This is a genomic window from Pseudomonas sp. F220, assembly GCF_057813935.1.
In genome coordinates this window covers 1-14,176 of sequence record NZ_JBVASJ010000042.1, presented here as the reverse complement: position 1 = coordinate 14,176, position 14,176 = coordinate 1, and the positions used below count along the sequence as shown (strand labels likewise).

Sequence of the window (14,176 nt, the reverse complement as noted above, 5' to 3'; positions counted from 1 at the left end):
GTTGCTGTTCCTCGCCATAGCGGGCTATGACTCGTCACAGCGCCTTGGCTATGGACTTCTGGCATCCGAACTTGAGCTAACGAACTAGCCATACAGGCCACCAGGTTTGGGTTTGCCGTGCTTGGCGCGTAGTGGGTCGAGCAGGTCGGACAAACCGTTGTGATCGATTTCCTGCATCAAGGCCAACAAGCCGCCCAGTTCACCGTGAGGAAAACCTTCGCGGGCGAACCAGTTCAGGTATTGGCCGGGCAGGTCGGCAATGATGCGGCCCTTGTATTTGCCGAAGGGCATTTCACGAGTGACCAGCAGTTCGAGCTTTTCGGGATTCATGGTGCAGCCGTCTTGATTCAAACATTCTGGAAAATACAGGCATTCTGCATGCAGGCCAATTGACAGATCATGCAAATAACGCGGATACAGATATTCAGTAAAAAGTTAACTTATTGAAAAGTAACATAAAAATATTAATTTTCGGGCTGCCATAAACGAAGCCGAACATTGTGAAGATCATGTGCAGTAGGTTCGTGCCCGTTCGTAAGCTGTAACCATCTGTCAAAAACGCCTGCCAGTCTGGATTTTTTTGTGAGTTCGATTTAACGCTAGACTAAAAATAGTTAGCTAGCTAATAATTTGCTCATCATATCCTCACACTTATCCCGACTATCGTTACGGTGTCGTTTCAAGGGTTCTCCTCGTGCGTATTACCTTGCAAGCCTTGCTTGCGCCTAACCTTCGCGCACTGCAATTTGCGATCAAAACCGTGCTCGGCGGTGGCTTGGCGCTATGGCTTGCATTGCGCTGGGGTCTGGAGCAGCCGGCCTGGGCGTTGATGACGGCGTTTATCGTCGCGCAACCCTTGTCCGGCATGGTGGTGCAAAAGGGACTGGCGCGGCTGCTGGGAACCCTGGTGGGGACCATTATGTCGGTGGTGTTCATGGGGCTGTTTGCCCAGACACCCTGGTTGTTTTTGCTGGCATTGGCGCTGTGGCTAGGGTTGTGTACGGCCAGCTCGACCTTGCTGCGCAGCGCCTGGTCCTATTCCTTTGTGCTGGCTGGTTACACCGTAGCGATCATTGCCTTGCCAGCGTTGACACATCCGCTGACGGTGTTCGATCAGGCCGTAGCGCGTTGTACGGAAATCAGCCTCGGTATTGTATGCGCCACGGCCAGCAGCGCTTTGCTTTGGCCGATGCGGGTCGAGCGCCAACTGGCCGAGCAAGCGCGCACTGCCTGGCAGAGCGGACTTCAAGCAGCTCGTGCAACCTTGGCTGGCGATGCTCAGGCGCGCAAAGGGTTGTTGGAAATTCTCGGGCGAATCGTCGCCGTAGATGCTCAGCGCGAGCATGCCTGGTTCGAGGGTGGCCTGGGTCGTCAGCGGGCACGAGCGATCAGCGGTTTGAGCCAAAAGCTATTGATGCTGCTGCGGATCGCCCGCTCGGTGCGCCGACAATGGCGACAACTGGACGAGCAAGAAACCGCGCAGTTGGCGCCCTGGTTGAGTGAGGTGCTGGAGGCGCTGGAAGCACTAGACACGTCGGCTCTGCAAGCCTTGCGCCCTCGGGTTCAGGACGCCGCTCATGACCCGCAGATCAGCTCGGCACACAGTTATTGCCTGGCGCGTTTGGCCTTGCTGCTGGACACCGCATTGGTCGCGGGGCTGGCATTGCGCGCGGTGGAGGAGGGCAGCAATCCGAGCGAGCTACCTAACAGCCTGGCACCCCATCGCGACCTCGCACTGGCGCTGGTTTTCGGTGCCCGCAGCGCGTTGGCGTTTCTTGTGGTGTCGTGTTTTTGGCTGGCCACGGCCTGGCCTGCGGCCTCGGGCGCATTGTTGCTGACCTGCGTGGTTTGCAGCTTGTTTGCCAGTCGCGAAAATGGTGCGCAGATCGGCATGAGTTTTTTGCGCGGGATCCTGCTGGCGATTCCCGTGGCCTTTGTCGTTGGCGAAATCCTGTTGCCGCAATGGAGCGGCTTCCCGATGTTGTGCATGGCCATGGGTGTGCCGTTGTTCTTCGGTGCGCTGGGCATGGCCAAGCCACAGATCGGCGCGACGGCCACCTCCTTTTGCCTGCATTTTGTGGTGCTGGTGTCACCGTTGAATGCGATGAAGTTTGACGTCGCGACCTTCTTTAACAGTGCACAGGCGATATTGCTTGGTGTGGGTGCGGCGGTGTTGGCCTTCCATCTGCTGATCTTGCGTAACCCCGCGTGGCACGGTCGCCGTTTACTGGCCGCGACTCTCGATGATCTGGTGCGACTGACCCGGCGCAATCTGCGTGGGGCAGAAAGCTGGTTCGGCGGGCGCATGGCTGATCGTCTGCTGCAACTGGCGCGGCATTATCCGGAGTTGCCGGAGCAGGCCCGCAGCCGCTGGGATGACGGTCTGCTCGGTTTGGACATCGGCGATGAGCTGCTGCATTTGCGCTTGAGTCTGGCCGTCGCGCAGGTCCCGATCAGCACGCAACAGCGCGATTATCTTCAGCAACTGGAAAATGTGTTGGAGCAAGGTCCGGCCGGCAGCCGCGCCGATGCACTCGCGCAACCCAGTGCTGCGTTGCTGCAAACCCTGCAAGCCTTGCCGCCCAGCGATGCACTGAAACTGGCACAAGGTGCAGTGCTGCAATTGCAAAACAGTTGGCGCAGCTGGTGTCGTCAACAGGAGGAAAACCATGGGGCTGCGTGAGTGGTCACTGGGCGGGATTCTGCTCAGTCCGTTTCTGATTTATGTCGTGCTGGCGCTGCTGCTGACGGGGGCGTTGCGCATGTTGCTGCGTGTCACGCCGTTGGGACGCTGGATTTGGCACGAAGCACTATTCGATTGTGCCTTGTACGTCTGTGTATTGACCCTGATCACCGTCGTCCTCGGACCTTTATAAGGAGTTGACTATGCGTACATCGGTACGTGTTGCTATTACCCTGTGCCTGGTGGCTGTGGCGGTGCTCGCCGGCTTCCATCTGTGGAAGTACTACATGCTGACGCCCTGGACCCGCGATGCGCGGATCCGTGCCGACGTAGTGATCGTTGCGCCGGACGTTTCGGGTTGGGTGCGCCAGCTCAAGGCCTACGATAATCAGCAGGTGAAGGCCGGCGATTTGCTGCTGAGTATCGATCGTGACCGCTTCGAAGCCGCGCTGGAGAAAGCTCAGGCGGTGGTGCAAACCCGTCAGCAGCAACTCAGCTTGCGTGAGCATGAAGCGAGTCGCCGCGCCAGCCTCGGGCCGCAGGCGATCAGTGCCGAGCTGCGGGAAAACGCGCAGATCAATGCCGGGATTGCCCGAGGTGAACTGCGCCAGGCTCAGGCTGAAGCCAAGGTCGCCGAACTCAACCTGGCTCGCAGCGAAGTGCATGCGCCGCGCAACGGACATATCACCAACCTGCGTCTGGCCGAAGGTAACTACGTGAATGCCGGGCAGCCGGTGATGGCGCTGATCGACGATTCAACCTTCTACGTGCAAGCCTATTTCGAAGAGACAAAACTGCCGCGTATTCAGGTCGGTGACTCAGTCAAGGTCTGGCTGATGAGCGCAGGCGAAGCGCTGCAAGGCCATGTCGAAAGCGTCAGCCGCGGCATCACCGACCGCAACGCCACGCCGGACGGGCAACTGTTGGCGGAAGTGGAGCCGACCTTCAACTGGGTGCGCCTGGCACAGCGGATTCCGGTACGGATCAAACTCGATAAGCTGCCTGACGGCATCAACCTGAGCGCGGGGATGACGGCGAGTGTGCAGGTGGAGGAGCAGGCGGGTGGGTCGCAGTAAGGCTGTTGCATTCGTAGCAGCTGCCGCCAGGCTGCGTTCGTCCCGGGCCGGACGCAGCCTTCGGCAACTGCTACAGAAAACTTTCGATCCTTAACAAAATTTCAGCCAATACTGATCGCCGGCAATGTCGGCAGTGTCACGGTCTGCTGTTTACGCGGAGCGAGGATTTCAGCCTCGCCATCTACCACCAACTCATCGCGTTGGTTAAACACGCGTGTAGCGATGCGCACACGAAATTTCGGTAGCTTCTCGAGGATTTCCAGGCGCACGGTCAAGGTGTCGCCGATCTTCACTGGTTTCTGGAAGCTCATTTGTTGACCGATATAGATAGTGCCCGGCCCAGGCAACTCGCACGCAACGGCAGCGCTGATCAGGGCGCCGCTGAACATGCCGTGAGCGATGCGCTCCTTGAACATGGTCGCGGCTGCGAATTCGGCGTCCAGGTGCACCGGGTTGTGGTCACCGGACATCGCGGCGAAGAGCTGAATATCGCGCTCTTCAACGGTTTTGCTGTAGCTGGCGGTCTGGCCGACTTCGAGGGCTTCGTATGGGGTGTTGGTAACCTGGGTCATGTATCTCAAGTCCTGTGACGAAGTAATTAAATTAACGTATTGATTTTAAACAAAAATTATTCAGTTCGTGGTGGTCGGCGATTTTTCAATGCCTGCTCCAGCCACGCCAGTACATCCCTCGTTACTTCATCGCGGTTGCTTTCGTTGAACAGCTCGTGCCGAGCCTGCGGGTAGATATTCAATTGCAGGCACTGGCTTCCGGCCTTGCGCAGAGCATCGGACAAGTCTTTGAGACGTGTGCCGTTGCTCACAGGATCACATTCACCACCGATTACCAGCAGCGGCAGGCCCGGATCGATCTGAGCGAGATTGGACGCTTTGCTGATTTGCTGCAACCCGCCCAGCATGTCGATCCATAGCTGATTGGTGCACCGGAAGCCGCAGAGCGGGTCATTGACGTACTTGTCGACTTCGTCGGGATCTCGGCTGAGCCAGTCAAAACGTGTTCGATTGGGTTTGAACGCTTTGTTGAAAGATCCAAATGACAACCATTCGATCAGCGCACTGCGACCGGTGGGGCCCTGGCGCAAGCGTTCGAAACGCGTAATCAGACGGGCGACTCGGTAAAGCGCAACGGGTTGAAAATTTGAACCGCTGAGAATCGCTCCGTGCAAGCTGGCGCTGTGGTGCAGCAGATAACCTTGGGCGATGTAGCTGCCCATGCTGTGGCCAAGTAGCACGATAGGTGTTCCGGGATGATGCTGGCCGATGTGCTGGTTAAGGCACGCCAGGTCGCCGACCACCTTGCGCCAGCCGTCCTTGTCTGCGTAATGCCCCAAGACACCGTGCTCGGCGGTTTTACCGTGACCACGTTGATCCGGGGCGTACACCCCATAGCCTTGAGCGCAGAGCTCTTCGGCCAGGCGAGCGTAGCGACCGCTATGTTCGGCCATCCCATGGGCCAACAAGATCACCGCTTTGAGCGGGGCTTCAGGTAGCCACTGGTTGACGTAAAGGCGGCTGCGGTCACTCGCAGTCAGCCAGAAAGTATCGTGGATCATGGCGATTCCTTTGCTCGGGGTCATTGCATTGTATAACTCATCAGACGATTGCCGTCTGATCAGGGCGTGCCTCAGCAACAAGATTCACACTATCAATGACACGCCTGCGTGTATTTGCCTGAATCGTTATAACTGCTAACGTCCGGAGAGCCCCGCTTTTCAAAGCAACAGAGATGCGGCCCGGACACGCTCAGGTAAAGAGGACAAGAACAATGCAACCTGATTTCTGGAATGACAAACGCCCGGCCGGCGTCCCCCTGGATATCGATTTGGATGCCTACAAGTCGGTGATCGAGGTTTTCGAGCGTTCCTGCAAGAAATTTGCTGATCGCCCGGCGTTCAGCAATATGGGGGTGACCCTGACTTATGCCGAGCTGGAACGCTACAGCGCGGCATTCGCAGGTTATCTGCAAGCGCACACCGATCTGGTGCCTGGCGACCGTATTGCGATGCAGATGCCCAATGTCCTTCATTATCCGATTGCCGTGTTCGGGGCGTTGCGCGCCGGGTTGATCGTGGTCAACACCAATCCTTTGTATACCCCGCGTGAGATGCGTCACCAGTTCAAGGACTCCGGCGCCCGGGCGCTGGTCTACCTGAATATGTTCGGCCATAAGGTCCAGGAAGTGCTGGCCGATACGGATATCCAGTACCTGATCGAAGCGAAGATGGGCGACCTGATGCCTTCCGCCAAGGGCTGGCTGATCAACACCGTAGTCGACAAAGTGAAGAAGATGGTGCCGGCCTACAACCTGCCCCAGGCCATTTCGTTCAAGAGCGCGCTACGTCTGGGTCGTGGGCAGGGCATCAAGCCATTAACCGTCAGCCTCGACGATGTCGCGGTGCTGCAATACACCGGCGGCACCACGGGACTGGCCAAGGGGGCGATGCTCACCCATGGCAACCTGGTGGCGAACATGCAGCAAGCGCGGGCTTGCCTGTCCCAGCTCGGCGACGATGGCCAGCCACTGCTCAGGGAAGGCCAGGAGGTGATGATCGCGCCATTGCCGCTGTACCACATCTATGCCTTCACCGCGAACTGCATGTGCATGATGGTGGCCGGTAACCACAACGTACTGATCACCAATCCGCGGGACATCGCCAGCTTTATCAAAGAACTGAAAAACTGGCGGTTCTCGGCGCTGCTCGGGCTCAACACCTTGTTCGTCGCGCTGATGGATCACCCGGACTTCAAGACCCTGGACTTTTCCAATCTGAAACTCACCAACTCCGGCGGGACGGCGTTGGTCAAAGCCACTGCCGAGCGTTGGCAGGCCATGACCGGTTGCCGTATTACCGAAGGTTACGGGCTGACCGAAACCTCGCCGGTCGCTTGCACCAATCCTTACGGTGACAAGTCACGATTAGGCACGGTGGGTCTTCCAGTGCCGGGTACCACCCTGAAAGTCATTGACGACGAGGGCGTCGAGCAGCCGCTGGGCGAGCGCGGTGAGCTCTGCATCAAAGGCCCGCAAATCATGAAGGGTTATTGGCTGCAGCCTGAAGCCACAGCACAAGTTCTGGATGCCGAAGGCTGGTTCAAGTCAGGCGACATCGCGGTGATCGATCCGGACGGTTTTGTGCGGATCGTCGACCGTAAGAAGGACATGATCATCGTCTCGGGTTTCAACGTGTATCCGAATGAAATCGAAGATGTGGTCATGGCCCATCCGAAAGTCGCCAACTGTGCGGTAATCGGTGTGCCGGACGATCGTTCGGGCGAGGCGGTGAAGTTGTTTGTGGTCGCTCGCGAATCGGGTGTCAGCCTTGAAGAGCTGAAGGCTTACTGCAAGGAAAACTTCACCGGCTACAAAGTGCCCAAACACATTGTGCTGCGCGATTCGCTGCCGATGACCCCAGTGGGTAAAATCCTGCGGCGGGAGTTGCGCGATATCGCGTGATTGGTTTGTAGCGAAGTATTGGATCGAGTCGATACCGAATAGATCGCAACCTATCGGCAGCTACTACGCCGACCGAGCTCACTCCATGATTTTGCGGTGAACACAGGTCCCGTAGGCGTTGCCGATAGGCTGCGATTTTTTGCTTTTAAAGGCCCATTTCAGAGGGCTTCAAGGCACTATAGAATCTTTACTCTAAAAGTGACCACTGAACAATCATGAGTCACTAATGTGACTATAGAGGCCTTCTTTGGCTCTAGTCGGCCCTTGGCAAAGCTGCTACTCTCGGCCCGCTTTGTGACTTCTCGGCCTAAGTAAAAAGCCAGATTCACCAATAAAAAACACACACCAATAATAATCGCACTAACTAAATGCGGTGATGAATTCGCGTTGCTGAGGAGTGGGCTTCCATGATCGAAAACTTTTGGAAGGATAAGTACCCAGCTGGGATTGCTGCCGAGATCAATCCAGACGAGTATCCGAATATTCAGGCGGTGTTGAAGCAATCTTGCCAGCGTTTTGCCAACAAGCCGGCCTTTAGCAACCTCGGCAAGACGCTCACCTACGGTGAGCTGTACGAATTGTCGGGCGCTTTTGCCGCTTACCTGCAACAGCATACCGACTTGCAGCCAGGCGATCGAATTGCCGTGCAGTTGCCGAACCTGTTGCAATACCCGATCGCCGTGTTTGGTGCCATCCGCGCCGGTTTGATCGTAGTCAACACCAACCCGCTGTACACCGCGCGGGAAATGGAACACCAATTCAACGATTCCGGTGCCAAGGCGCTGGTGTGCCTGGCCAACATGGCGCATCTGGCACAAGCCGTGGTGCCCAAAACTTCGGTCAAGCATGTCATCGTCACCGAAGTGGCCGACCTGCTTGCGCCACTCAAGCGCTTGTTGATCAACAGCGTCATCAAGTATGTAAAGAAGATGGTCCCGGCGTATCACTTGCCCAAGGCCATCAAGTTCAATGACGTGTTGAGCAAAGGCCGCGGTCAACCGATCCGCGACGCCAACCCTGCCGGCAGCGATGTCGCAGTACTGCAATACACCGGCGGCACCACTGGCGTGGCCAAGGGCGCGATGCTCACCCACCGCAACCTGGTGGCGAACATGCTGCAGTGCAAGGCGCTGATGGGTTCCAACCTGAATGAAGGTTGCGAGATCCTGATCACGCCGCTGCCGCTGTACCACATCTATGCCTTCACCTTTCACTGCATGGCGATGATGCTGATCGGCAACCACAACATCCTGATCAGCAACCCGCGCGACCTGACGGCGATGGTCAAGGAACTGTCGAAGTGGAAGTTCAGCGGCTTTGTCGGCTTGAACACCTTGTTTGTGGCTCTGTGCAACAACGAGGCATTCCGCAAGCTGGACTTCTCGGCACTGAAAATCACCCTGTCTGGTGGCATGGCCCTGCAACTGGCCGCTGCCGAACGCTGGAAAGCGGTGACCGGTTGCTCCATTTGCGAAGGTTACGGCATGACCGAAACCAGCCCGGTGGCGACGGTCAATCCGATCCAGAACATTCAGATCGGCACCATCGGTATTCCGGTGCCGTCCACTGTCTGCAAAATCATTGATGACGCCGGTGTCGAACAGCCGCTGGGCGAAATCGGTGAGCTGTGCGTCAAAGGCCCTCAAGTCATGAAGGGCTACTGGCAGCGTCAGGAGGCTACTGACGAGATTCTCGACAGCGAAGGCTGGTTGAAGACCGGTGACATCGCACTGATCCAGCCAGATGGTTATATGCGCATCGTCGATCGTAAGAAGGACATGATTCTGGTCTCCGGATTCAACGTTTATCCGAACGAGCTGGAAGACGTACTGGCGACCTTGCCAGGCGTGTTGCAGTGCGCGGCCATCGGCGTACCGGACGAGAAGTCCGGTGAGGCGATCAAAATTTTCCTCGTTGCCAAACCGGGTGTGACCCTGACCAAGGAGCAGGTGATGGAGCACATGCGCGCCAACGTCACCGGTTACAAAGTGCCGAAAACCATTGAGTTCCGCGATGCGCTGCCGACCACCAATGTGGGCAAGATCCTGCGCCGTGAACTGCGCGATGAAGAACTGAAGAAGCTGGGCTTGAAGAAGTAAGCTGGCTGTAAAATACAAAGCCCGCCAAGTGCGGGCTTTTTGCTGTCTAGCGTTTGCCTTTTACACAGCCTTTGGCGTCGAACACGATTTGAGCGCTACGACCTGTCTTTGCGTCGTAACGATAGCTTGTGGTCGCATTTCGAATGCTGATTTTGTCAGGTTTGCCGAGTGCGCTTTCGACTTCCTGCTGATTCATGCCAGGCACGATTCGTTGATTGATAATCGCTTGGCGGCGTTCTTTGGCGCTGAGTAAATTTCCACAATCGTCATCGGGCTGCCCGACGAGAACCAGCTGCTCTTTTGCTGATTTCGTACTGAATGTTTCCTGGAATCGGCTCTTTGGGGCGATTGCCTTGATGCCGCCCGGTGCTACATTGACCGCATTCTGAATCAACAGTGTCTCTTGTGGCGCACAACCCAGGGTGGTGAAGGTGACATGCCCGCCAGCGTTTTCGCATCGGTGCACAGTCGTGGCGTTTGCTTGCATCGATAGCCAGAGCAGGGTGAAACACAAGGATGAGATCTTTCTCAGTGGCATGCGACGTCCTCCGTGACGGTCCGGAAAAAGGATAGACGGTACTTTTTTGACCCGTGTGTGTTTTCTTTTCTGAATGAGTCGTCGCAGGTCTATAGATTCGGACAGCGCTCAGGTTTGCGTCGCAAGCGCTTGTTCTTGCCAAGATTTTTTAGCGTTAAAGGGCATCAGGCGGTGTATCATTGCGCCCGTCAGCCCCGCCGGGGCTTGTGGAATACCTCCATGGACTTACCCAGTAGTTACTCAGTACCTCGTTTTTACAATCATGAATTGACTGATTGATCCTTCCGGCGTGCCCCGCTGCTGGGAGTGGAGTTCGCCTATGTCTGAAGTTGAAGTAAAGAAAACGCAAGAAAGTTTGCAAGACCGCCTCGCTCAAGTCGTTGAGCTGCTGCAGCGCCAGCGGGTAGTCGAAGACCTGACTCATCGCCAGGAAGGTCATCATCACGACCGGGTCGAGAACCTGGTTCACCGGCAAAACCTTGTCGAGTTGCAGCGCAAACTCGATGACCTGCACTCCGCCGACGTTGCCTACATCCTTGAAGCCCTGCCGCTTGCAGAGCGTCTGACTGTCTGGCAACTGGTCAAGGCCGAGCGCGACGGCGATATCCTCCTTGAAGTATCCGATTCGGTTCGGGAAACGCTGATCGCCGACATGGACGATCACGAGCTTCTGGCTGCTGCCAAGGAAATGGATGCCGACGAACTCGCTGACCTGGCGCCTGAGCTGCCGCGAGACGTCGTCCACGAACTGATGGAAACCCTCGATGGCCAGCAGCGTGAGCGTGTCCGCTCCGCGTTGTCCTATGACGAGGATCAGGTCGGCGCGCTCATGGACTTCGAGATGGTGACTATCCGTGAAGATGTCAGTCTCGAAGTGGTGTTGCGTTACCTGCGTCGGCTCAAAGAGCTGCCGAGTCATACCGACAAACTGTTCGTGGTTGACTACGGCGGTGTGCTCAAGGGCGTGCTGCCGATCAAGCGGTTGTTGGTCAACGACCCGGACAAGCAAGTGCTTGATGTCATGGCCAGCGATCCGGTGAGTTTTCACCCGGACGAAGATGCGTACGACGCTGCACAGGCTTTCGAACGTTATGACTTGATTTCAGCTCCGGTGGTCGACAAGAACGGCAAGCTGATCGGCCGTCTGACCATCGACGAAATGGTCGACCTGATTCGTGAAGAGAGCGAAAACGAAGTTCTCAACATGGCGGGTCTGCGCGAGGAGGAAGATATTTTTGCGTCAGTCTGGAAGTCCCTGCGCAACCGCTGGGCCTGGCTGGCAATTAACCTGATTACCGCTTTTGTGGCGTCTCGAGTGATCGGCCTGTTCGAAGGTTCCATCGAGAAACTGGTGGCTCTGGCCGCGTTGATGCCGATTGTTGCCGGTATTGGCGGCAACTCGGGGAACCAGACAATTACCATGATCGTGCGCGCTATGGCGCTGGATCAGGTCAGTACCGGCAATACCTCCCGTTTGATGCGCAAGGAACTGGCCGTCGGATTGATCAATGGCCTGGTCTGGGGTGGGGTGATCGGTGTGGTCGCCTACCTGCTCTATGGCAGTTGGTCGCTGGGCGTGGTGATGACGGCGGCGATGACCCTCAATCTATTACTGGCGGCGCTGATGGGCGTCCTGATTCCCATGACCCTGGCGAGGGTCGGGCGTGACCCTGCAATGGGGGCGAGCGTGATGATCACTGCGGTGACTGACAGTGGCGGGTTCTTCATCTTTCTCGGGCTGGCGACGATTTTCCTGCTCTGAATCTTCTCTGCGCAGTCTCGCCGATTGGCAGGCTGCGCGACTCCTTATATCCATTCTTGATTGCTCAGCAGTAGAGCTGCGCTTGCATCCACTGAAACGCCGGGTCGTGCCGGATTTTGGTCGAAAAAAAGCCAGCGCTAGGCTGGCTTGAGCTTTCAGGATGGAATCAGGAGGCGTCTGCTGCCATTTCGGCGTCATGGGCGATCAGGGAAACCAGTGCGTTTTGCTGACGATGTGAGAGTTGGCGGAAGCGTTGAAGCAGTTCGCGTTCATGCAGTGACAGCTCCGGGCTGTCCATCCGCATGCTCAATTCTTCACCCAGCGCGCCTTCCTGAATAAGACTTTGCTCCATGCGCGCGATGATTTCAGAGTTCATGCTGCGATGATGATTGCGAGCCACCTCGGCGATGCGTTCACGCATTCCATCGGGCAGACGCACGACGAACTTGTCAGCCGTACGGCTGGAATAAATTGCCTGTTTCAATGGGCGCATATATTTAACCGGTTAGTTCAGGGGAGCGGTTTTCGGAATTGGCCGCAAGATGTCTGTTAGGACAAGCGTTACAACCAAATGTTCAACCTGAATTGTTAAGAGGCCCGCATCATGCCTCGAAAATGCCAGATCGTTGGCGTCAATTCTGTGACAAATATTGAACTGGATAAAGGCGTTATGCCAGCACCAATTATCAGAAATGCGGACTGGTTTGAAAGATTGCTCCAGCCCGCTTATCTGACCGCGTCCACTCGCCCGACAGAAGGTGTCTGAAGCCTCCCAAGGGCGCATGCTATGCGGATCCGATCATTAATCCCTGTCTTGTACAGAATAGTGGCAAATGGCCGATTTACTAGGCTGCCAGCTGACAAGAGACGTTACCGAGATGCCGGGCAGACTGATTTATTTGATGGGGCCGTCGGGGGCGGGTAAAGACAGCCTTATCGACGCTTCCCGCGAGCTTTTGCACAGGCTTGGCTGCGATGTGGTGCGACGAGTCATCACGCGCTCGGCCGAGTCTGCAGGGGAGGAGGCCATGGGTGTCTCTCAAGCGGAGTTCGAGCGACTTAGGCAGCAAGGAGGCTTTGCGTTGTATTGGCACGCCAATGGTCTCGATTACGGAATTCCGGTCCAGATTGATGAGTGGCTGGCCCTTGGACGCAATGTGCTGGTAAATGGCTCCAGGGAGCATTTAGCTCAAGCGCGCAAGCGTTACCCGACGTTGCTACCCATCTTGTTAACAGTAAAGAGCGAGGTCTTGCGTCATCGACTTGTACGGCGCGGGCGTGAAAACTCCGATGAAATTGAAGCGAGGTTGCAGCGCAATGACTTGTTTCTCGCCAGTGGATCTTCAGACGGCGCGGATCCAGTCATGCGTCTGGATAATTCAGGTGAATTGTCTGTCACTGTCGACCATTTCCTCAGGCTGCTGGAGCTGGTAAGTATCAGCGCAACACCGGATCAAACTTGATTTTGCGTCCGGCGATCAGCGCCAAAATGAACAATCCGGTAAATGCTCCGCAAGCAACCATCGGCAGAGGGCTTGAGTCTTTCCCTGTCGGGGTGAGATTCAAGGCACCACTGAGTATTGCGAGAATCAAAAATCCTGCGGCTGGTTTTGACATGCTGTGCTCCTGATGAAGTGATTCAAAATACCCAGCTTTCCGAATGCTGACGGGTAGGGTGCTCGACCTGGGTATCGCTCGCTATCTGGGCCGACTCAAGAGCCTGGTCGCTCATCACCATCATTTTGGGTGGTCGATCTTGTGTGTAATGGGCATCAGCTGATGCCAACTGATCAGCGCTGCTAGCAGGCTAAAAATGAAAAATCACCACGACCGCCAAGGCAATGGCATTCAGGAGAAAAAGGGCGCTGTTCATGGCGTTGTCTCCGCTGTTCTTTTGAGAGGTAATAAAGCAGCGGTCGTACCAAACGTTTATTGTCTATTAAGTCTTTTAAAAACAATAGCTTAAGTTTTTATTGGGGGAGGTCGATGATTGCATTTTGTAATGATGGCTTTTTGCATGGACGCAATTTGCACGATCGTCGACGCAGCGGTGCCGCGTTGACTCTGGCCTACACTTAAAAAGCCCCACGGACGACATGACAAAAGCAGGCTTGGCCGTTACCATGCACGCCGTCCCTCGCGCCGCTCATTTTTGCGGTCGCCCTATGTCTCAGTAGCTCAATTGGATAGAGCATCCCCCTCCTAAGGGGAAGGTTGGCAGTTCGAACCTGCCCTGGGACACCATATAATTCAAGGTTTTCAGCGATTTATTTAGTTTTGCTTTTGACTGGTTGTCGTTTTAAGTGGCTACTTCGAAAAGCCTACCTCAGTTTGATTCCTGCTATCTCCCAGCTGCCTATCGTGCGTGTGCATACGAGCCCATGCGGTCGCATGGATGTGCGCCTTTTCGCTGCGCGCTAGTGTCCTGAGCGGTTAATTCAATAACTTATTCTTTATCGCCCCCAGCTTTGCTTTGTTTACAGAGCTGATGATTGATTCAGCCGTCTTATTCCACCTGAAGGGCTTGGCTGAAAGGTCATTGTG

Annotated in this window: 13 protein-coding genes and 1 tRNA gene; 8 read left to right on the top strand and 6 right to left on the bottom strand. The window is 56.0% G+C overall.

Annotation, left to right across the window (positions count from 1 at the left end; all coding sequences use genetic code 11):
* Positions 1-84 precede the first annotated feature (84 nt).
* Entirely contained in the window at positions 85-330 is a 246-nt protein-coding gene (locus tag ACZYSM_RS25230) for a DUF3820 family protein (RefSeq protein WP_489075735.1), read from the bottom strand.
* Positions 331-694: 364 nt separating this feature from the next.
* On the opposite strand from ACZYSM_RS25230, the gene ACZYSM_RS25225 reads away from it, so the two are divergent.
* Genes ACZYSM_RS25225 through ACZYSM_RS25215 form a run of 3 tightly spaced genes read left to right on the top strand, consistent with a single transcriptional unit; the run spans position 695 to position 3,759 of the window.
* Complete coding sequence (locus tag ACZYSM_RS25225) at positions 695-2,683, top strand: FUSC family protein (protein WP_489075733.1); 1,989 nt, start codon at positions 695-697, stop codon at positions 2,681-2,683.
* A complete protein-coding gene (locus ACZYSM_RS25220; RefSeq protein ID WP_489075731.1) occupies positions 2,670-2,876 on the top strand; it encodes a DUF1656 domain-containing protein in 207 nt (68 codons plus the stop codon). The genes ACZYSM_RS25225 and ACZYSM_RS25220 overlap by 14 nt, the downstream gene beginning before the upstream one ends.
* Before the next feature lie 10 nt (positions 2,877-2,886).
* Positions 2,887-3,759 (top strand): efflux RND transporter periplasmic adaptor subunit, encoded by an 873-nt coding sequence (locus tag ACZYSM_RS25215; protein ID WP_489075729.1) that lies wholly within the window; start codon positions 2,887-2,889, stop codon positions 3,757-3,759.
* 101 nt (positions 3,760-3,860) lie between these two features.
* On the opposite strand, the gene ACZYSM_RS25210 is transcribed toward ACZYSM_RS25215, so the two are convergent.
* Both ACZYSM_RS25210 and ACZYSM_RS25205 read right to left on the bottom strand, forming a co-directional pair.
* A complete protein-coding gene (locus ACZYSM_RS25210) occupies positions 3,861-4,331 on the bottom strand; it encodes a MaoC family dehydratase (protein WP_020295762.1) in 471 nt (156 codons plus the stop codon).
* 56 nt (positions 4,332-4,387) lie between these two features.
* Entirely contained in the window at positions 4,388-5,332 is a 945-nt protein-coding gene (locus ACZYSM_RS25205; protein ID WP_489075727.1) for an alpha/beta hydrolase, read from the bottom strand.
* 212 nt (positions 5,333-5,544) lie between these two features.
* Between ACZYSM_RS25205 and fadD2 the strand changes: the two genes are divergently transcribed.
* Positions 5,545-7,233 carry a long-chain-fatty-acid--CoA ligase FadD2 gene (fadD2, locus tag ACZYSM_RS25200; RefSeq protein WP_489075725.1) on the top strand — a complete coding sequence of 563 codons (1,689 nt, stop codon included), beginning with the start codon at positions 5,545-5,547 and terminating at the stop codon, positions 7,231-7,233.
* A gap of 407 nt (positions 7,234-7,640) precedes the next feature.
* Entirely contained in the window at positions 7,641-9,332 is a 1,692-nt protein-coding gene (gene fadD1, locus ACZYSM_RS25195) for a long-chain-fatty-acid--CoA ligase FadD1 (RefSeq protein WP_489075723.1), read from the top strand.
* Between the two features lie 46 nt (positions 9,333-9,378).
* Here fadD1 and ACZYSM_RS25190 read toward each other — a convergent pair whose 3' ends face one another.
* Complete coding sequence (locus ACZYSM_RS25190; protein WP_489075721.1) at positions 9,379-9,870, bottom strand: cell envelope protein SmpA; 492 nt, start codon at positions 9,868-9,870, stop codon at positions 9,379-9,381.
* Between the two features lie 319 nt (positions 9,871-10,189).
* Here ACZYSM_RS25190 and mgtE point away from each other — a divergent pair, with 319 nt between their 5' ends.
* On the top strand, positions 10,190-11,632 hold the full coding sequence (gene mgtE / locus ACZYSM_RS25185; protein WP_489075719.1) for a magnesium transporter: 1,443 nt from the start codon (positions 10,190-10,192) through the stop codon (positions 11,630-11,632).
* 166 nt (positions 11,633-11,798) lie between these two features.
* Here mgtE and ACZYSM_RS25180 read toward each other — a convergent pair whose 3' ends face one another.
* Entirely contained in the window at positions 11,799-12,125 is a 327-nt protein-coding gene (locus ACZYSM_RS25180; RefSeq protein WP_489075717.1) for an Arc family DNA-binding protein, read from the bottom strand.
* 385 nt (positions 12,126-12,510) lie between these two features.
* Here ACZYSM_RS25180 and phnN point away from each other — a divergent pair, with 385 nt between their 5' ends.
* Positions 12,511-13,095 carry a phosphonate metabolism protein/1,5-bisphosphokinase (PRPP-forming) PhnN gene (gene phnN / locus ACZYSM_RS25175; RefSeq protein ID WP_489075781.1) on the top strand — a complete coding sequence of 195 codons (585 nt, stop codon included), beginning with the start codon at positions 12,511-12,513 and terminating at the stop codon, positions 13,093-13,095.
* Here phnN and ACZYSM_RS25170 read toward each other — a convergent pair.
* Positions 13,070-13,249: a PA3371 family protein gene (locus ACZYSM_RS25170; protein WP_489075715.1), complete on the bottom strand. Its 180-nt coding sequence runs from the start codon at positions 13,247-13,249 to the stop codon at positions 13,070-13,072. The genes phnN and ACZYSM_RS25170 overlap by 26 nt on opposite strands.
* A gap of 550 nt (positions 13,250-13,799) precedes the next feature.
* Between ACZYSM_RS25170 and ACZYSM_RS25165 the strand changes: the two genes are divergently transcribed.
* Positions 13,800-13,876: transfer RNA gene (locus ACZYSM_RS25165), tRNA-Arg, on the top strand.
* Positions 13,877-14,176: the final 300 nt, after the last annotated feature.